The organism is Nocardioides sp. (genome assembly GCF_035703625.1).
Taxonomy (GTDB): Bacteria; Actinomycetota; Actinomycetes; order Propionibacteriales; family Nocardioidaceae; genus Nocardioides.
This window is the reverse complement of record NZ_DASSXS010000259.1, coordinates 1-17,874: the sequence shown is the minus strand read 5'-3', so window position 1 is coordinate 17,874 and position 17,874 is coordinate 1. Positions and strand designations below refer to the sequence as shown.

General features: G+C 70.2%; 19 protein-coding genes and 1 pseudogene. All 20 read left to right on the top strand.

Annotated features, from left to right (window positions below; genetic code table 11):
* Positions 1-847: homoserine dehydrogenase (locus VFN12_RS13700; RefSeq protein WP_325119273.1), on the top strand; the 847-nt coding region annotated here is incomplete at its 5' end.
* Positions 844-1,917: a threonine synthase gene (gene thrC, locus VFN12_RS13695; RefSeq protein ID WP_325119272.1), complete on the top strand. Its 1,074-nt coding sequence runs from the start codon at positions 844-846 to the stop codon at positions 1,915-1,917. The genes VFN12_RS13700 and thrC, both read left to right, overlap by 4 nt.
* Positions 1,918-2,820, top strand: coding sequence for a homoserine kinase (thrB, locus tag VFN12_RS13690; protein ID WP_325119271.1), 903 nt, complete (start codon positions 1,918-1,920; stop codon positions 2,818-2,820).
* 241 nt (positions 2,821-3,061) lie between these two features.
* A complete protein-coding gene (rho, locus tag VFN12_RS13685; protein WP_414690049.1) occupies positions 3,062-4,909 on the top strand; it encodes a transcription termination factor Rho in 1,848 nt (615 codons plus the stop codon).
* Between the two features lie 105 nt (positions 4,910-5,014).
* The gene (locus tag VFN12_RS13680; RefSeq protein WP_325119270.1) at positions 5,015-5,386 is read left to right on the top strand and encodes a response regulator transcription factor; all 372 of its coding nucleotides are present in this window, start codon (positions 5,015-5,017) and stop codon (positions 5,384-5,386) included.
* Complete coding sequence (locus VFN12_RS13675; protein ID WP_325119269.1) at positions 5,383-6,444, top strand: HEAT repeat domain-containing protein; 1,062 nt, start codon at positions 5,383-5,385, stop codon at positions 6,442-6,444. Before VFN12_RS13680 ends, VFN12_RS13675 begins: the two co-directional genes overlap by 4 nt.
* A complete protein-coding gene (locus VFN12_RS13670; RefSeq protein WP_325119268.1) occupies positions 6,441-7,883 on the top strand; it encodes a glycosyltransferase family 2 protein in 1,443 nt (480 codons plus the stop codon). The genes VFN12_RS13675 and VFN12_RS13670 overlap by 4 nt, the downstream gene beginning before the upstream one ends.
* The gene (locus VFN12_RS13665) at positions 7,880-9,391 is read left to right on the top strand and encodes an ATP-binding protein (RefSeq protein WP_325119267.1); all 1,512 of its coding nucleotides are present in this window, start codon (positions 7,880-7,882) and stop codon (positions 9,389-9,391) included. The genes VFN12_RS13670 and VFN12_RS13665 overlap by 4 nt, the downstream gene beginning before the upstream one ends.
* Positions 9,392-9,503: 112 nt before the next feature.
* Complete coding sequence (gene rpmE / locus VFN12_RS13660; protein WP_325119266.1) at positions 9,504-9,725, top strand: 50S ribosomal protein L31; 222 nt, start codon at positions 9,504-9,506, stop codon at positions 9,723-9,725.
* 133 nt (positions 9,726-9,858) lie between these two features.
* Entirely contained in the window at positions 9,859-10,932 is a 1,074-nt protein-coding gene (gene prfA / locus VFN12_RS13655) for a peptide chain release factor 1 (protein ID WP_325119265.1), read from the top strand.
* On the top strand, positions 10,929-11,771 hold the full coding sequence (gene prmC, locus VFN12_RS13650; RefSeq protein WP_325119264.1) for a peptide chain release factor N(5)-glutamine methyltransferase: 843 nt from the start codon (positions 10,929-10,931) through the stop codon (positions 11,769-11,771). Before prfA ends, prmC begins: the two co-directional genes overlap by 4 nt.
* A gap of 4 nt (positions 11,772-11,775) precedes the next feature.
* Positions 11,776-12,429: an L-threonylcarbamoyladenylate synthase gene (locus tag VFN12_RS13645; RefSeq protein WP_325119263.1), complete on the top strand. Its 654-nt coding sequence runs from the start codon at positions 11,776-11,778 to the stop codon at positions 12,427-12,429.
* Positions 12,429-13,568 carry an MraY family glycosyltransferase gene (locus VFN12_RS13640; RefSeq protein ID WP_325119262.1) on the top strand — a complete coding sequence of 380 codons (1,140 nt, stop codon included), beginning with the start codon at positions 12,429-12,431 and terminating at the stop codon, positions 13,566-13,568. Before VFN12_RS13645 ends, VFN12_RS13640 begins: the two co-directional genes overlap by 1 nt.
* Before the next feature lie 336 nt (positions 13,569-13,904).
* Positions 13,905-14,078 (top strand): AtpZ/AtpI family protein, encoded by a 174-nt coding sequence (locus VFN12_RS13635; RefSeq protein WP_325119261.1) that lies wholly within the window; start codon positions 13,905-13,907, stop codon positions 14,076-14,078.
* 6 nt (positions 14,079-14,084) lie between these two features.
* Positions 14,085-14,534, top strand: coding sequence for a hypothetical protein (locus tag VFN12_RS13630; RefSeq protein WP_325119260.1), 450 nt, complete (start codon positions 14,085-14,087; stop codon positions 14,532-14,534).
* Positions 14,534-15,385: a F0F1 ATP synthase subunit A gene (atpB, locus tag VFN12_RS13625; RefSeq protein ID WP_325119259.1), complete on the top strand. Its 852-nt coding sequence runs from the start codon at positions 14,534-14,536 to the stop codon at positions 15,383-15,385. The genes VFN12_RS13630 and atpB overlap by 1 nt, the downstream gene beginning before the upstream one ends.
* 90 nt (positions 15,386-15,475) lie before the next feature.
* Entirely contained in the window at positions 15,476-15,739 is a 264-nt protein-coding gene (locus tag VFN12_RS13620; protein ID WP_325119258.1) for a F0F1 ATP synthase subunit C, read from the top strand.
* 53 nt (positions 15,740-15,792) lie between these two features.
* Positions 15,793-16,356 (top strand): F0F1 ATP synthase subunit B, encoded by a 564-nt coding sequence (locus tag VFN12_RS13615; protein WP_325119257.1) that lies wholly within the window; start codon positions 15,793-15,795, stop codon positions 16,354-16,356.
* Complete coding sequence (locus VFN12_RS13610; protein ID WP_325119256.1) at positions 16,356-17,159, top strand: F0F1 ATP synthase subunit delta; 804 nt, start codon at positions 16,356-16,358, stop codon at positions 17,157-17,159. The genes VFN12_RS13615 and VFN12_RS13610 overlap by 1 nt, the downstream gene beginning before the upstream one ends.
* Before the next feature lie 68 nt (positions 17,160-17,227).
* Positions 17,228-17,874 (top strand): annotated as a pseudogene (locus VFN12_RS13605) (F0F1 ATP synthase subunit alpha); the annotation flags it as partial.

Genomic DNA, 17,874 nt, shown 5'->3' with positions numbered 1-17,874 from the left:
CCGCGTGCTCGGGATCGTCAACGGCACCACCAACTACATCCTCGACAAGATGGACACCTCCGGCGCCGGCTTCTCCGAGGCGCTCGAGGAGGCCCAGGAGCTCGGCTATGCCGAGGCCGACCCCACCGCCGACGTCGAGGGTTTCGACGCGGCGGCCAAGGCCGCGATCCTCGCGTCGCTGGCCTTCCACTCCCGGGTGACCGCGGCCGACGTCCACCGGGAGGGCATCACGGACGTGACCGCCGCCGACGTGGCCTCGGCCCAGGAGATGGGGTGCGTGGTCAAGCTGCTGGCGATCTGCGAGCTCCGGCCGACCGCAGCGGGAGACGACGCCGTGGCCGTGCGCGTCCACCCCGCCATGATTCCGCGCTCGCACCCGCTCGCCTCCGTGCGCGAGGCCTACAACGCGGTCTTCGTCGAGTCCGAGGCGGCCGGTCAGCTGATGTTCTACGGCCCCGGCGCCGGTGGGGCGCCCACCGCCTCCGCGGTGCTCGGTGACCTGGTCACGGTGGCGCGCAACCGGCTGGCCTCGACCCGCGGGGTCGGTGAGTCGGCGTACGCCGATCGGGCGGTGCTGCCGATGGGGGAGACCCTCACCCGCTACCACGTGGCCATGGACGTCGACGACCGCGCGGGTGTGCTCGCCGCGGTGGCCAACGCCTTCGCCGACCACGGCGTCTCGATCCAGACCGTCCGCCAGGAGGGGCGCGACGAGGACGCCCAGCTCGTGGTCGTCTCCCACCAGGCCTCCGACGCCCAGCTCGTCGCGACGGTCGAGCAGCTGCGCGGGATGGAGTACGTGCGTGAGGTCTCCTCGGTGATGCGGGTCGAGGCGGAAGCCGAATGAACGAGGCGCACCCCCAGTGGCGTGGGGTGATCGAGGAGTACCGCCCCCTGCTCGACATCCCCCACGACACCGTCGCCGTCACGCTCGGGGAGGGTGGCACCCCGCTGGTGCGGTCCGCGTGGCTGTCGGGTCTGTCGCGTGCCGAGGTGTGGCTCAAGGTGGAGGGGGACAACCCCACCGGGTCGTTCAAGGACCGCGGCATGACCACGGCCATCTCGGTCGCCGTCCAGGAGGGGGCGCAGGCTGTGGTCTGCGCGTCGACGGGCAACACGTCGGCCTCGATGGCGGCCTACGCGGCCCGGGCCGGGATCAAGCCGCTCGTGCTCGTGCCGCAGGGCAAGATCGCCACCGGCAAGATGACGCAGGCGATCCTGCACGGAGCCCAGATCATCATGGTGCGCGGCAACTTCGACCACTGCCTCGAGATGGCCAAGGGGCTGTCCTGGGACTACCCCGTCTCCCTGGTGAACTCGGTCAACCCGAACCGGCTGCAGGGCCAGAAGACCGCGGCGTTCGAGATCGTCGACCGCCTCGGCGACGCGCCCGACTTCCACCTGCTGCCGGTCGGCAACGCCGGCAACATCTCGGCCTACTGGATGGGCTACACGCAGTACGCCGACCTCGGCCGCGCCACCAAGCGGCCGGTGATGCGGGGCTTCCAGGCCGAGGGTGCCGCGCCATTGGTGACCGGACAGCCGTTCCCCGATCCCGAGACCAGGGCGACCGCCATCCGGGTCGGCAACCCCGCGTCGTGGAAGCTGGCCGAGGCCGCCCGCAACGAGTCAGGGGGCAGGTTCGCCGCGGTCAGCGACGCGCAGATCCTCGATGCCCAGCGCCAGCTGGCGGCACGAGACGGGGTCTTCGTCGAGCCTGCCTCGGCTGCAGGGATCGCGGGGCTGATCCAGGACGTCGGGGCGGGGGAGAGCTATGAGGGGCGCACCGTCGTGGTCACCGTGACCGGCCACGGGCTCAAGGACACCGACACGGCTCTCGAAGGCTTCGGCAGCGTCGTCGACAATGTCGTCGACGCGGACGTCGCGGCCGCGGCCGACGCCGCGGGGCTCGCCTAGATGTCCGGCCTCGTCGACGGTCCGGTGCGGGTGACGGTGCCGGCGACCTCGGCCAACCTCGGACCCGGATTCGACTCCCTCGGCCTCGCCCTCTCCCTGCGCGACGAGCTGGTCGGCGAGGTGACGGAGTCCGGGCTCGACGTCCAGGTACGCGGAGTCGGCGCCGACGACGTACCCCGCGACGAGTCGCACCTCGTGGTGAAGGCGATGCGCGCGGCTTTTGCCGCCATGGGCGTGGACCCTCCCGGACTGCGGCTCGCCTGCGACAACGCGATCCCGCACGGCCGCGGCCTCGGCTCGTCGGCCGCTGCCATCGTGGGCGGCGCTGGGCTCGCACGAGCGCTGGTGGTGGACGGGGAGTCCCGGCTCGACGACGACACCATGTTCCGGCTCGCCGCCGGGATCGAGGGCCATCCCGACAACGTCGCTCCGGCGCTCCTGGGCGGGTTCGTGATCTCGGGGAAGGAGGGCTCGAACTTCTTCGCCCTTCCCTCGACCGTCGACCAGCGGATCAGTGTCGTGGTGTTCGTCCCGCCCGACCCGGTGTCCACGGAGCTGGCGCGCGGCCTGCTGCCCGACCAGGTGCCGCACGCCGATGCGGCCGCCGACGCCGGCAGGACCGCGCTGCTCGTCGCGGCGCTCGCCCGTCGACCCGAGCACCTGTTCCTGGCCACCCGCGACTTCCTCCACCAGGACTTCCGCAGGACGGCGATGCCCGAGTCGCTGGCCCTGGTCGACCGGCTGCGTGCGGACGGGATCGCGGCCACCGTTTCCGGGGCGGGCCCGACCGTGCTCGCCTTCACCACCGGACGCCATGCGGCCACCGACCTGGCCGAGCGCTGCCCACCGTCGTGGGGGTCCTCCCACCTCGGGATCGACCGGCTCGGTCTCCAGGTCGGGTGACCGGACGCACCAGCCGTTCAGGGCTCCCGCGATCGCGGTGAGCGGGTGGTAGCCTGTGGGCGCGCCAGCCATTCCGGCGCTGCACCACTCGGTGCACAACCCTTCCTCTCCCTCGTGGTCGAGACCGCACCCGACCGGCGTATCCCTTGCGGGAGCCCGGAGCGGGCAGGCGAGGAAGCAATGACCAGGAAGCCGACGGCACCCCTGCCGATGCGGCACTGATACGTGGGAAGGACCTCACGTGACGGAAACCATCGACCCCACCACCTCCCCGACCGAGCAGTCTGCCGTCGGGAACGCGCCCAAGAAGCGCGGTGGGGGACTCAACTCCATGCTCCTGGCAGACCTGAAGTCGATGGCCTCGGGCATGGGCATCGCCGGCGCCGGCTCCATGAAGAAGGCCCAGCTCGTCGAGGCCATCAAGTCGGCCCAGGGGAAGTCCGGCCAGGGCAAGTCCGGCCAGGACAAGGGCAGCCAGGACAAGGGCAGCCAGGACAAGGGCAGCCAGGACGCTGGCTCCACGGAGGACCGCTCGGCCAGGGGCGAGCGGTCCCCGCAGCGCAGGGATGACGACCAGGGCGGCCGGCAGCACGACAAGGGCAGCCGGGACAACCAGGACCAGGACCGCAAGCGCCAGCACGGTGACCAGCAGCAGGGTGACCAGCAGCAGGGAGACCAGCACGGCGGCGGCAACCGCGATCAGCGCCACCAGAACCAGGGCCAGAACCAGGGCCAGAACCAGAACCAGGGTGCCCGCAAGCAGGGCGGTCAGGACCAGGGCGGTCAGGACAAGGGGGGCCAGAACCAGGGAGGCCAGAACCAGGGCGAGGACACCCGCAGCAGCCGCAGCCGTCGGCGCCGGGGACGTGACCGCGACCGCGACCGCGATCGTGGGCGCACCGGTGGCGGCCAGCGCAGCGAGCCCGACACCACCATCCTCGAGGACGACGTCCTCCTGCCGGCGGCCGGGATCCTCGACGTGCTCGACAACTACGCGTTCGTCCGCACCAGTGGCTACCTCCCCGGTAGTGAGGACGTCTACGTCTCCTTGACGATGGTGCGCAAGTTCGGCCTGCGCCGCGGCGACGCGATCGTGGGCCAGGTGCGCCAGCCCCGCGAGGGCGAGCGCAAGGAGAAGTTCAACCCGATGGTGCGCATCGACAGCGTCAACGGAGCCGACCCCGAGGCCGCGCGGAGCCGGATCGACTTCTCCAAGCTGACCCCGCTCTACCCCAGCGAGCGTCTGCGCCTGGAGACCGAGCCGACGAACCTGATCGGCCGCGTCATCGACATCGCGGCACCCATCGGCAAGGGTCAGCGCGGTCTGATCGTCTCGCCGTCCAAGGCCGGCAAGACGATGATCATGCAGTCGATCGCGAACTCCATCACCACCAACAACCCCGAGTGCCACCTGATGGTGGTGCTGGTGGACGAACGTCCCGAGGAGGTCACCGACTTCGAGCGCTCGGTGAAGGGCGAGGTCATCTCCTCGACGTTCGACCGCCCGGCGAGCGACCACACGACGGTCTCGGAGCTCGCGATCGAGCGCGCCAAGCGTCTCGTCGAGCTCGGCCATGACGTCGTGGTGCTGCTCGACGGCATCACCCGTCTGGGGCGGGCCTACAACCTCGCGGCGCCGGCCAGCGGCCGGATCCTCTCCGGCGGTGTCGACTCCGCGGCGCTGTACCCGCCGAAGAAGTTCTTCGGAGCCGCACGCAACATCGAGAACGGCGGTTCGCTGACCATCCTCGCCACCGCTCTGATCGAGAGCGGCTCCAAGATGGACGAGGTGATCTTCGAGGAGTTCAAGGGCACCGGCACCATGGAGATCCGGCTGCGTCGCGACTTCGCCGACAAGCGGCTGTTCCCGGCGATCGACGCGGTGCAGTCGGGCACCCGACGCGAGGAGCTCCTGATGAGCAAGGAGGAGCTCCAGATCGTGTGGAAGCTCCGACGGGTGCTGTCGGGCCTCGACGGACAGCAGGCACTCGAGCTGCTGCTCGAGCGGTTGAAGAAGTCGCAGAGCAACATCGAGTTCCTGATGCAGGTGCAGAAGACCACGCCCACCGCGTCCGGCAACGGCGACTGATCCCGACGGGGGAGGGCGGATCCGTGACCGGCCCGCCTCCCCCCGCGCAGCTCGTGGGACCGATAGGCTTCCCGGCACGTTCCACCGTTTCGGGAAGGTGTGGCTGTGGCGAGGATCCTTGTCGCGGACGACGATGTCGACATCCGCGAGCTGATCGAATTCAAGCTGTCCACCCTCGGACACGAGATCGTGGCCGTGAACGACGGAGCGGCGGCCGTCGACGCCTGCCGGGAGCACAAGCCGGACCTGGCCGTGCTCGACGTGATGATGCCCGGCATGTCGGGGCTCGACGCGATCCGGGTCATCCGCGGTGACGAGGCGATGGCCGGCATCCCGGTCATCCTGCTGACGGCGCGAGCGCAGGAGTCCGATGTCGAGACGGGCTTCGACTCGGGTGCCGACGACTACATCACCAAGCCCTTCAGCCCACGCGAGCTCGCCTCGCGCGTCCAGGCACTGCTGGCCCGACCTCGATGAGCATGGAGCGGGTCGCTCTCGTCTCGGCCCTCGTGCTGGCGGTGGCGTGCCTGGTCACGGTCGTCCTCCTGGTGCTGGCGCGCATCGCCAAGGACCGGGCCGAACGACGCCGACACCACGTCCGTTCGTCGGTGTGGCGGGTCGTGCTCACCCTCGGCAGCGGCGAAGGGCCCGAGCTCGACGACGCCTACGCCACCCTCCTCGCCGCCGACCCGGAGCAGAGGAAGTCGGTCGAGAACGACGCGTTCGCGCTCCTACCCAAGCTGCGCGGCGAGTCGCGGCAACGCCTCAGCGAGGTCCTTCTCTCCTGGAACGCGCTGGACCGGGCCCGGAACTCGACGACGAGCAGGTCCGCCGTGCGGCGTTGCCGCGGGTACTACCGGCTCGGTGTCCTCGCCGAGCCCGGACGACGCCACCAGGTGCTGCGGGGTCTCGACGACCGCGACTTCGTCGCCCGCCGTACGGCGATGCTGGCGCTCGGGTCGTTCCCCGACCCCGTGGTGGTGTCGAAGATGCTGGATGCCGCGGCGGAGGAGCCGCGGCTGCGAAGCGACTTCTTGGCCTCCATCGACCGGATCGGCCTCACGGCGGCCCCAGTGCTCCGTGGGCAGCTCCACCCGGTGCCGGAGGGTGCGGACGAGACCGAGGCGCGACGAGCACAGCTGGCGGCGGAGGCACTCGGCCTGGTCGGCGCGATCGACGCGGTGGGCGACCTCGAGCACGCCATGGCGGGCGGACCGGACGAGCTCTGGATCGCGTGCATCAACGCGCTCGGCGCCCTGGGGTCTCCCGGTTCGATCGTGGTCCTGGGTGACGCGCTGGACCACGCCAACCCTGACGTGCGTCGGGCGGCGGCCCGCGCGATCGGGCTGATCGGCGCGAGCCACGCGGTCGAATTTCTCGGGAGCGCACTGGAGGACGACAGCGTCGAGGTGGCCAGGGCCGCGGCGAATGCGCTCTACCGCTGTGGGCGGACCGGGCAGCGGATCCTCAGGTTCAGCCCCGTCCCCGTGGCCCGCGAGGTGCTGGCCCTGGCCGAGCTCAGGGAGCGGGTATGAGCGAGGTCCTCCTCGATGTCGCGATCGCCTTCGCCGTCTACTTCGGGCTGGTCAACCTCAGCTACCTGGTGCTGACGGGTCTCGCGCTGGCCGACCTGACCGGATATCGACGGCGGCTGGACTACGCCGGGTACGACGAGTGGTTCCTCGACCCCAACAGTCGTGGCGTCTCGGTGCTGATGCCGGCCTACAACGAGGCCGCCAGCATCGTGCAAGCGGTGCACGCGATGACCTCGCTGCGCTATCCCGACCTCGAGGTCGTGGTCATCGACGACGGGTCCGCCGACGACACCTCGGCGGTCCTCATCGCCGAGTTCGACATGGCCGAGGTGCCGCTCGTCCCGGGCGGGGACATCCCGCTCAGGTCGACGGTGCAGAGCACCTGGGTGAGTCGCCGTGGGTCCCACAACCTGGCCCTGGTGAAGAAGACCAACGGCGGGAAGGCCGACGCGCTCAACGCGGGCATCAACCACGCCCGCAAGGAGCTGGTCTGCATGGTCGACGCCGACTCCCTGCTCGACCCACAGGCCCTGCTCAACGTCGCCCGGCCGTTCGCCGACGACCCGGGCAGGGTGGTGGCGGCCGGCGGTGTGGTGCGGGTCGCGAACGGGTCCCGGGTCGACCGTGGCCGGGTCACGAACCTGCGGATGCCGCGGCGCTGGCTGGCCCGGGTGCAGGTCGTCGAGTACCTCCGTGCCTTCCTCATCGGCCGGGCCGGGTGGTCACGACTCGGCGGGCTGCTGATCATCTCGGGCGCCTTCGGGATCTTCCGCAAGGACGTCCTGCTCGCAGCGGGTGGGATGGCCACGGACTGCATCGGCGAGGACGCCGAGCTCGTGGTGCGCCTCCATCGCACCCTCGCCGAGTCGCACACCGAGGCGGGCGTCGTCTTCGTCCCCGAGCCGGTGGCGTGGACCGAAGTGCCCGTCACCCGCCAGGTCCTGCGCCTCCAGCGCCGTCGCTGGCACCGCGGCCTCGCCGAGATCTTCCTCCGGCACTGGGACATGTTGCTCCGGCCCAGGTACGGCGTGATCGGCATGATCACCATGCCCTGGTTCCTCCTGTTCGAGCTGCTCTCGCCGGTCGTCGAGTTCCTGGGCCTGGCCTTCTTCCTGCTGCTCCTGGTGCTGCTCGGTACCGAACAGTGGGTCGACGTCGGGTCCGACCTGGTCAACCCGCTGTCGCTGCTGATCATGCTGACCGCGTCGGTGCTCTTCTCGGTGTTCGTGACCCTGACGGCGCTGCTGGCGGAGGAGGTCTCGTTCCGCCGCTACCGGGGAGTCCCGGACCTGTTGCGCGCGATCTACGCAGCGGTCGAGGAGAATCTGGGATACCGGCAGCTCAATGCGTGGTGGCGCCTCGGAGGCATCGTCGAGGTGGTCCGCAAGCGGGCCCACCACTGGGGCGACATGCAGCGCGCAGGCTTCGACCAGACGTGAACGACGGTCGGCCGGTCGCCCAGGTCCTCTCCCCGGTGATCGCACAGATCCTGGGGTTGACACTCGCCATGGCGAGCGTCGCGATCCTGGGCGGCTTCCTTGCCAACCAGTCGGTGCGCTACCTCAGCGAGGAGCTCCAGCCCGCGGCGTCGGCCAACCAGGACATCCTCGCCGACCTCAGCGACGCGCGGGGGGCCACGAGGGAGTGGGTGGTGGGTGGGCGTCCGTCGGCGCGCGCCGACTACCGGGAGGCCGAGGAGCGCCTCGCCACCGACCTGGCGACCGTGTCCGAGCTGACGACCGACGACCCCGGTCTCGAGCGACTCCTGGTCCGTCAGGAACGGGCCGTCCGGGCCTGGCTCGAGGACTACGGTGCCGTCGTCATCTCCCGGCCCGGGGGGACCGGACAGTTCGACCGGCAGCTCTTCGCGACCGGCCTGACCCTGTTCGAGGACTTCCGGCAGATCCACGACGACACCACGGCGGCGTACCAGTTCCGGGTCAGCCAGGCCAACGAGGCCTCCTCGCGTCGGCTCGGCGCAACGGTGGCCGCGGTCGTGCTCCTCGCCCTGCTGGAGGCCCTGGTCATCGTACGGGCCCGGCGGCGGCTCACGGCGGAGATCGCCGAGCCGTTGCGCGATCTCGAGGCCGTGGTCCACCAGATGGCCGACGGCCACGGGGTCCGCGCCGTTGCCGAGGGTCCACGCGAGGTGCGGGAGGTCGCGGGCGCCCTCAACGACCTGGCCGACGCCCAGGCCCGAGCCCGGCAGGTCGAGGACAGGATCCAGCAGGAGCAGCGGGCGCTCGACGTCGCACAGGACGACTTCGTCTCGAACGTCTCCCACGAGCTGCGGACACCGCTCACCACGATCAGCGGCTACCTCGAGCTGGTGGCCGACGAGTTCGAGGAGTCGATGGCGCCCCACCACCTGCGGATGCTCACGGCCACCCGGCGCAACGTTGCTCGCCTCCAGCTCCTGGTCGACGACCTGCTCACGCTGTCGAAGGCGGAGGCGAGCTCCACGTCCCTCGAGGCACTTGACCTGGCGACGGTGATCCGTCCGGTCGTCACCGACGTACAGCTCGGCGCGACCCGCCGGGGCATCGCCCTCGACGTCGCGCTGCCCGAGGAGGAGCTGCTCGTGCTCGGTGACCGGGTGATGCTGCACCGGGCGTTGCTCAACCTACTGAGCAACGCGGTGAAGTTCAGCCGCAGGGACGGTGTCGTCGAGGTCGAGCTGACCCGGGACGGCCGACAGGCAGCCATCGCCGTGCGCGACCACGGCATCGGCATCCCCCAGGAGGAGATCGACCTCCTCGGTACGCGCTTCTTCCGGGCGTCGAACGCGGTGAGCAAGGACATCGGCGGCTCCGGTCTCGGGCTCCGGATCGTCCAGACGATCCTGGAGAAGCACACCGGCTCGATGATGGTCGAGTCCAAGGTGGGCGAGGGCACGACGGTCACCATCCGCCTGCCACTGCAGTCTGGCCCGGGTCGGGAAACGTGATCTCGAGACGTGAATTTCCAGTGCGCTGGGCCGAGGTGGCACACTTGACCGCTGGTTCCGGTTCACGCCCCGCAGGTCGCGGTCGGCGACCCGGCGACCACGAGAGGACACCATGAAGAAGGACATTCACCCTGACTACGTCGTGACCGAGGTGACCTGCACCTGCGGCGCCAAGTTCACGACGCGGAGCACCGCCAAGTCCGGCATCATCCACGCCGACGTGTGCTCGCAGTGCCACCCGTTCTACACCGGCAAGCAGAAGATCCTCGACACCGGCGGCCGTGTGGCCCGCTTCGAGGCCCGCTACGCCAAGAAGTCGAGCCCCAAGTCCTGAGCTTGCTCAGGACTTGGCATGGCGAGAGGTTGAGGAGGGTCGGCGGACCCTCGAACGCAGTGAGAGGGACCGCGACCCGTCTCGAAACCCCCGTGAGCTACAGGGGACGGTGAACATCCCGGGAGGCGGGCGCATGTTCGAGGCAGTCGAGGGGCTGACGACCGAGCACGCCGCGATCGAGCGGCAGCTGGCCGAGCCCGAGATCCACGCCGACGCGCGCGCCGCCAAGCGGCTCAACCAGCGGTACGCCGAGCTGTCCCGCATCATCGCCACCTGGCGGGAGTGGTGCCGGCTGGGGGAGGACATCGAGGCTGCCCGCGAGCTCGCCGGAGAGGATCCCGCGTTCGCGCAGGAGGCCGAGGTGCTCGCCGAGCGTCGCTCCGCGACCGAGGAGCACCTCCGGCGGCTCCTCGTGCCTCGCGACCCCGCGGACGGCAAGGACGCCATCCTCGAGGTGAAGTCGGGGGAGGGCGGCGAGGAGTCGGCCCTCTTCGCCGGCGACCTGCTGCGCATGTACACCCGGTACGCCGAAGCGCGGCGGTGGGCGGTCGAGGTGCTCGACGCCACCGAGTCCGACCTGGGCGGCTACAAGTCGGTGACCGTCGCGGTGAAGGCGAAGGGGACGCCGGAGCCGGGAGAGGCGCCGTTCGGCCTGTTGAAGTTCGAGGGCGGTGTCCACCGGGTGCAGCGGGTGCCGGTGACCGAGTCGCAGGGACGGGTGCACACCAGCGCCGCGGGTGTCCTGGTGCTGCCTGAGGCGGAGCCGCTCGACGTCAGCATCGACGAGAACGACCTGCGCGTCGACGTCTTCCGCAGCAGTGGTCCCGGCGGCCAGAGCGTCAACACCACCGATTCCGCCGTACGCATCACCCACGTCCCCACCGGCATCGTGGTCAGCTGCCAGAACGAGAAGAGCCAGCTGCAGAACAGGGAGCAGGCCCTGCGGATCCTGCGGGCTCGCCTCCTCGCGGCCGCGCAGGAGGAGGCAGACGCCGAGGCCAGCGAGGCCAGGCGCAGCCAGGTCCGGACCGTGGACCGCTCGGAGCGGATCCGCACCTACAACTTCGCCGAGAACCGGATCTCCGACCACCGCACCGGCTACAAGGCCTACAACCTCGACCAGGTGCTCGACGGTGACCTCCAGCCGGTCCTGGACTCCTGCGTCGACGCCGACCTGGCCTCGCGGCTGGCCGCCCTCGAAGGATGACCGACCGACGCTCGGTGCTGGCCGACGCCACCGGCCGCCTCGCCGAGGCGGGGGTGCCGAGTCCCGAGTACGACGCCGCGGAACTGCTGGCGCACGTGCTCGGCACCTCCCGAGCCGGCCTGTTCGCGGTCGAGACCGTGCCGCCCGACCGGCTCGCAGAGCTCGATGCCCTGATCGACCGACGGGCCGGGCGTGAGCCGCTCCAGCACCTCACCGGCACCGCACACTTCCGCCACGTGACGCTGGCCGTGGGCCCGGGAGTCTTCGTCCCGCGTCCGGAGACCGAGCTGCTCGCCGGGTGGGCCATCGAGGAGGCCGGCGCGCTCGACCGACCCGTGGTGCTCGACCTGGGCACCGGATCGGGAGCGATCGCTGCCGCGGTGGCCGACGAGGTCCCCGCCGCCGAGGTCCACGCCCTGGAGCTCGACCAGCGCGCCCACGCCTGGGCGCAGCGCAACCTGGCCGGGACCGGCGTCGACCTGCGCCTGGGCGACCTGGCCACGGCGTTCGACGACCTCGTCGGCCGGGTCGACGTGATCGCGTCCAACCCGCCGTACATCCCGCTCACCGCATGGGAGTCGGTGGCGCCCGAGGCCCGCGACCACGACCCGGAGCTGGCCCTGTGGTCCGGGGCCGACGGTCTGGACGCGATCCGGGCGCTCGAGGCCCGGGCCGCCGTGCTCCTGCGCCAGGGCGGGTGGATCGGCGTCGAGCATGCCGACGCCCAGGGAGAGACCGCCCCGGAGGTCTTCACCGGCTCCGGGCGCTGGTCGCAGGTAAAGGACCATCGCGACCTGGCCGACCGTCCACGCTTCCTCACGGCGCGGCTGGCACGATAACGACGTGCGCTACGCCACGACGACCGATGACGAACGCAACATCGCCCTCAACGCCGCAAGCCTGGCGGTGCAGCGGGGCCAGGTGATCGTCATCCCCACCGACACCGTGTACGGCCTGGCTGCGGATGCCTTCGACGCCGACGCCGTGTCGGCCCTGCTGGCCGCGAAGGGGCGGGGTCGGGAGATGCCCCCGCCGGTCCTGGTCAGCTCGGCCACGACCCTCGATGCGCTCGCCGTCGACGTGCCCGACTACGCCCGGGCGCTGGTCGAGGAGTTCTGGCCCGGCCCGCTCACCGTGGTGTGCAAGGAGCAGGCCTCGCTCCGGTGGGACCTCGGCGACACACGAGGCACCGTCGCGGTGCGCATGCCCGACCACGAGATCGCGCTGGAGCTGCTGGAGCGGACCGGCCCACTGGCGGTGAGCTCGGCCAACCGGACGGGTCAGACGCCGGCGACCGACGCGGACGTCGCCGAGGAGATGCTGGGGGAGTTCGTCGCCCTGATCGTGGATGCCGGGCCGACCTTCGGCTCCGTGGCCTCCACGATCGTCGACGTCACGACCTCGCCGGGCCGGGTGCTGCGGCACGGCGCGCTGTCCCTCGAGCAGCTCAACGAGGTGCTCGAGCCACTCGGCGTGACGCTCACGGACGACATCTGATGCGGGAGTACGCCCTCGTCTTCCTGATCGCTGCCGCGGTCACCTACCTGCTCACGGTCATCGCCCGCGAGATCGCCATTCGCACCGGCGCCATCGCCGAGGTCCGCGACCGCGACGTGCACGCGGAGCCGATTCCCTACCTCGGCGGGCTGGCCATGCTGGGCGGCCTCGCCGCGGCGTACCTCGTCGGCCGCGAGCTGCCCTTCCTCTCCGGGAGCGGGCCCTTCGTCTTCCGCGACGCCGGAATCGTCCTGATCGCCGGCGCGATGATCTGCGCCGTCGGGGTGCTCGACGACCTGTTCGAGCTCGATGCCCTGTCCAAGCTCGGCGGCCAGGTGCTGGCGGCCGGTTTCCTGATCGTCTCCGGCATCCAGTTCAACTTCTTCCCGCAGCCGGACGGCACCCAGTTCATCCTCGACCCGACGCAGGGAGCCCTCCTCACCGCCGTCGTCGTGGTGGCGACCGTCAACGCGGTGAACTTCGTCGACGGACTGGACGGCCTGGCCGCGGGGGTGGTCGGCATCGGTGCCGCGGCGTTCTTCCTGTTCAGCTACCAGCTGGCGAACCTCAACCAGGTCACGCTGGCCACGACCGGAGCCTTCCTCAGTGCTGCGCTGGCCGGGGTGTGCGCCGGTTTCCTGCCCCACAACTTCCACCCGGCCCGGCTGTTCATGGGTGACAGCGGCTCGATGCTGATCGGTTTTGTGCTCTCCTCCAGCGCGCTCACGCTCACCACCCAGTTCTCCGGGACCGAGATCAGCCAGGGCGCCTCCGGCTCCCAGGCGAGCCTGCTCCCGACCCTGCTCCCGGTCCTGCTGCCGATCTCGATCCTGATCGTGCCGATGGCCGACCTGCTGCTGGCCGTCGTCCGCCGGACGCGGGCGGGGCGCTCGCCGTTCGCCCCGGACAAGCAGCACCTGCATCACCGGCTGCTGGAGATCGGGCACTCGCAGCGCCGCGCGGTGTTCATCATGTGGCTCTGGGCCGCCCTCGTCGCCTTCGGCACCGTCCTGGCCAGCCTCTACACCGGCCCCCTGATGTGGGGCTCGCTGGCCGCCGCCGCGGTGCTCACCATCGCGCTCACCTTTGTCCTGCCGATCATCCACAAGCCCCATCTGGCCGTCACCGAGGAAGCCTGAGCAGGGGGGCGGTTTCTGGCCCGTCCGGACTTTGTGCTAGTTTTCACAAGCACCGACCAGACCCACGACAGGACGGCCGCCGACCATGACGACCGCACGCCGCAGGCCCCGTGCCGGGACCCCCTCGTCGGGGGGCGTGGGTGGTCTCATCCCCGGGTTCGGACACCGCGTTCGCTGTGGTAGTTTCGCGCCGTCGTCGGACATCGCCTGGCGGGCTTCCTCGAGGCTCCAGAGCGCCGGCGTCTCCCATGATCGACACGACCTCGCCGCCAACGAAAGCGACCCGGGTGAATGGCCGATGAGCCTTCCGACACTTCCCTGCGAGGGCGAGACCTCGTGGGGCTCGGAGGCCTCCTCGCCGGCGCTGTCGTCGCCGGCACGCTGCTCGGCCTCCTCATCGACTCGCAGGCCGGCACCGCACCTGTCTTCACGGTCATCGGTGTCGGGCTCGGCATCCTCGCCGGTGCCGTGGGCTTCTGGCTCCGGGTCCGTTCTGCCCTTCGAGGGTGAGCGCCGATGACCGACCAGGCCGCCACTCCCATGAGCTCACACTCCGCCGCGATCTCGCCGGGTGACCGGCCGTCGTTCCTGCGCGTCCTCCGCGACCAGCGCAAGACCGCGATCCTGGCCGCGATCCTGATGGGCGGGACCTACTGGGTGGCCGGACAGCTGGGCGAGTGGCGCCTGGCGGCCTGCATCGCCGGCGGCATCGCCCTCGGTCTGCTCAACCACCTGGTGACCGAGTACTGGCTGATGCGGGTCATCACCTCCGGCGAGCAGCCCACGCGCAACAAGATGATCGCCTCCACGATGACGCGCCTGCTGGTGCTCACCCTCGTCGCCGTCGGCATCGCCGTGATGTTCTGGCCGGACGGGATCGGGCTGCTGCTCGGTCTCGCCCTGTTCCGGCTCATCGCACTGGTGATGACCGGACTCCCGCTGCTGAAGGAGCTGAAGAAGTCATGATGGGCCTGCTTCCCATGTCGGGAGAGATCGAGATCGGTCACCACGTCGAGAAGGAATTTCTCGGCATGACGTTCAACGTCGACACGATCTGGGCCACGCTCGTCGCCGGCACCATCGTCATCCTGCTCGGCTTCTGGGCCCGGCGTGCGCTCACCAAGGACGCCGACGACCACGTTCCCAGCAAGATCCAGCTGATCTGGGAGGCGATCGTCGGCGAGGTGAACCGGCAGGTCCTCGACAACCTCGGCCGCACCCACCCGTTCGTCGTGCCCCTGGCGGTGGCGCTGTTCTTCTTCATCCTCATCGCCAACTGGTTCGAGCTGATCCCCAGCGAGCTCAACCACGAGACGGGCCACCTGCTGCCCGCACCCACGGCGGACACCAACCTGACCTACGCGCTCGCGGCGATCACGATCGTCAGCGTCTGGGTCTACGGCATCCGGCAGAAGGGTGCGAAGGGCTACTTCAAGCACTTCCTCGAGCCCTACCCGGCCCTGCTCCCGCTGAACATCCTCGAGGAGCTCACCAAGCCGATCACCCTCGCGCTCCGACTCTTCGGCAACATCTTCGCCGGCGGCATCATGCTCGCCCTGATCGGGCTGATCCCTGCCTTCGCGATGTGGGCCCCCAATCTGATCTGGAAGCTGTTCGACATGTTCATCGGCGGCATCCAGGCCTTCATCTTCGCGCTGCTGACCGTCCTCTACTTCGGCATGGCCGGAGCCGGTCACGACGACCACGACGAGAAGCACGCGGCCGAGACCGACGACTCCGACACCGACGAGTCCGGGACCGACGAGGCCGCGGACGAGACCACCGAAGACGAGAAGTCCCCCGCACTTGCGCACTGACCGGCGTACGCCGGCCGGAGCGTGAACCAGAAGCACGACCCGCACAACCGAAAGAGACGGCACCTCCCGGGTGCCCAACCAAGGAGAGAAATGGCTGCAACAGAAACTGCCGATGCCGTCAAGCTGGCTGGTGCCTTCGTCGGCGGCGGGATCGCCCTCGCCGGTGGCGCGATCGGCGCCGGTGTCGGTGACGGCCTGGCCGGTTCGTCGTACATCCAGGGCGTGGCTCGCCAGCCCGAGGCGCAGGGTCGCCTCCAGACCATCTTCTTCCTGACGGTGGGTCTGGTCGAGGCGATGTTCTTCATCAACCTCGCCTTCATGGCCCTGTTCGTCTTCGTCCTCGGCGCGGCGTGACGCGCGGATAGAGACGCAGCACTGAGGCAGTACCGAGGCAAAGGATCCGATTGATGGCAAGCATCACGAGTCAGCTCGTACCGCTGGAGAGCAACTTCCTGGTGCCGAACGGCACGTTCCTGGTCGAGCTCGCGGCCTTCGGGCTGATGCTGTTCATCCTGGGCAAGTGGGTGGTCCCGCCGATCAACCGCGCGATGACGGCTCGACAGGACGCGATCCGCAAGCAGTTCGCGGATCTCGACGAGGCCAAGCAGGATGCGCGCGAGGCCGAGGAGCAGTTCAAGGCCCAGATCGCCGACGCCCGCCACGAGGCGGCGCGGATCCGCGAGGACGCCCGCGAGCAGGGCGCGCAGATCATCGCGGAGATGCGGGAGCAGGCCCAGAGCGAGGCCAGCCGCATCGTCGAGCACGCGCACGCGCAGATCTCGGCAGAGCGGCAGCACGCGGTGACGACGCTTCGGGCGGAGGTCGGGGCACTGGCCACGGCTCTGGCCGGGCGCATCGTGGGCGAGAGCCTGGAGGACGACGAGCGCAGCGGACGCGTGGTCGACCGCTTCCTGGCCGACCTCGAGACGCTCGAGACCTCGCAGGTGGCCGCCAAGGACGGGGTCAGCTGATGTTGCGAGGAGCGTCGGCCGAAGCGCTGGAGGGGGTGAGCGCAACCCTCACGAAGTCCGGCACCCTGGCCGAGCAGGCAACGACCGGCGAAGAGCTGTTCGGCGTCGTCCGGGTGCTGCGCAACGACCCCGCCCTCCGCCGGGTGCTCACCGACAGCTCGGTCGACGCGGAGGCCCGGACCGGTCTCGCGGAGACCGTCTTCGGCTCGGCCGTGGGCGCGAGCACCATGAAGGTGCTCTCCGACGCGGTCGTCCGGCGCTGGACCGTGAGCGGAGACCTGCCGGACGTGCTGGAGCGGCTGGCCGTGGTCAGCACCGTCCGGTCGGCCGGCAAGGACGGGTCCAAGGTCGGTGACGAGCTGTTCGCGGTCCGCAAGATGATCGACGGCAACCCCGACCTGCGCTCGGAGCTCTCCGACCAGACCCGCTCGGTGGCGGACCGCACCGCGCTGCTCGGCGGGCTGCTCGAGGGCAAGGCCCTTCCCGCGACCACAGTGCTGGTCAGGGAGGCGCTCGCCCGTGGCCGGGGAACCGTCGGCGGCGTGCTCGAGCGCTACCTCGCGCTGGCCGCCGAGGCCCGCGACGAGGCGGTGGCCACCGTCCACACCGCTCGCGAGCTGACGTCGTCGGAGAGGGAGCGGCTGGTCACGGCGCTGACCACCCAGTACGGCACCGATATCCAGCTCCACCTCGTGGTCGACCCCGACCTGATCGGCGGCCTGCGGATCCACATCCGCGACGACGTGATCGACGGCACCGTGGCCGGGCGGCTGGACGAGGCACGCCGCAAGCTGGCGAGCTGAGCACGCGGACCACGCGCAGCGAGACGTCCAGAACTTTCGAGAAGACTGACAGGGAAGAGGCAGGGAACATGACGGAGCTTTCGATTCGTCCGGAAGAGATCCGCGACGCGCTCCAGAAGTACGTCGCCGACTACGAGCCGGCGGCTGCCAGCAAGGAAGAGGTCGGCACGGTCGCGACGGCCGGCGACGGCATCGCCCGGGTGTCCGGCCTGCCCTCGGCCATGGCCAACGAGCTGCTCGAGTTCGAGGACGGCACGCTGGGCATCGCCCTGAACCTCGACACCCGCGAGATCGGTGTCGTCATCCTCGGTGACTTCGACAAGATCGAGGAGGGCCAGAGCGTCCGCCGTACCGGCGAGATCCTCTCGGTGCCCGTGGGCGACGGCTTCATGGGCCGGGTCGTCGACCCGCTCGGCACCCCGATCGACGGTCTCGGCGAGATCCAGTCCGACACCCGTCGCGCCCTGGAGCTCCAGGCGCCGACCGTGATGCAGCGCAAGTCGGTCCACGAGCCGCTCGCCACCGGCATCAAGGCCATCGACTCGATGACGCCGATCGGCCGCGGCCAGCGCCAGCTGATCATCGGTGACCGCTCGACCGGCAAGACGACGATCGCGATCGACACGATCATCAACCAGAAGCAGAACTGGGAGACCGGCGACCCGGAGAAGCAGGTCCGCTGCATCTACGTCGCGATCGGCCAGAAGGGCTCGAC

Bases quoted from the DNA above. Each gene is read 5' to 3' on its own strand.
- prfA (WP_325119265.1), top strand. From the start codon at position 9,859: ATGTTCGAGGCAGTCGAGGGGCTGACGACCGAGCACGCCGCGATCGAG.
- thrB (WP_325119271.1), top strand. From the start codon at position 1,918: ATGTCCGGCCTCGTCGACGGTCCGGTGCGGGTGACGGTGCCGGCGACC.
- atpB (WP_325119259.1), top strand. From the start codon at position 14,534: ATGGGCCTGCTTCCCATGTCGGGAGAGATCGAGATCGGTCACCACGTC.
- prmC (WP_325119264.1), top strand. From the start codon at position 10,929: ATGACCGACCGACGCTCGGTGCTGGCCGACGCCACCGGCCGCCTCGCC.
- VFN12_RS13675 (WP_325119269.1), top strand. From the start codon at position 5,383: ATGAGCATGGAGCGGGTCGCTCTCGTCTCGGCCCTCGTGCTGGCGGTG.
- thrC (WP_325119272.1), top strand. From the start codon at position 844: ATGAACGAGGCGCACCCCCAGTGGCGTGGGGTGATCGAGGAGTACCGC.
- rpmE (WP_325119266.1), top strand. From the start codon at position 9,504: ATGAAGAAGGACATTCACCCTGACTACGTCGTGACCGAGGTGACCTGC.
- VFN12_RS13640 (WP_325119262.1), top strand. From the start codon at position 12,429: ATGCGGGAGTACGCCCTCGTCTTCCTGATCGCTGCCGCGGTCACCTAC.
- VFN12_RS13670 (WP_325119268.1), top strand. From the start codon at position 6,441: ATGAGCGAGGTCCTCCTCGATGTCGCGATCGCCTTCGCCGTCTACTTC.
- VFN12_RS13610 (WP_325119256.1), top strand. From the start codon at position 16,356: ATGTTGCGAGGAGCGTCGGCCGAAGCGCTGGAGGGGGTGAGCGCAACC.
- VFN12_RS13620 (WP_325119258.1), top strand. From the start codon at position 15,476: ATGGCTGCAACAGAAACTGCCGATGCCGTCAAGCTGGCTGGTGCCTTC.
- VFN12_RS13615 (WP_325119257.1), top strand. From the start codon at position 15,793: ATGGCAAGCATCACGAGTCAGCTCGTACCGCTGGAGAGCAACTTCCTG.
- VFN12_RS13630 (WP_325119260.1), top strand. From the start codon at position 14,085: ATGACCGACCAGGCCGCCACTCCCATGAGCTCACACTCCGCCGCGATC.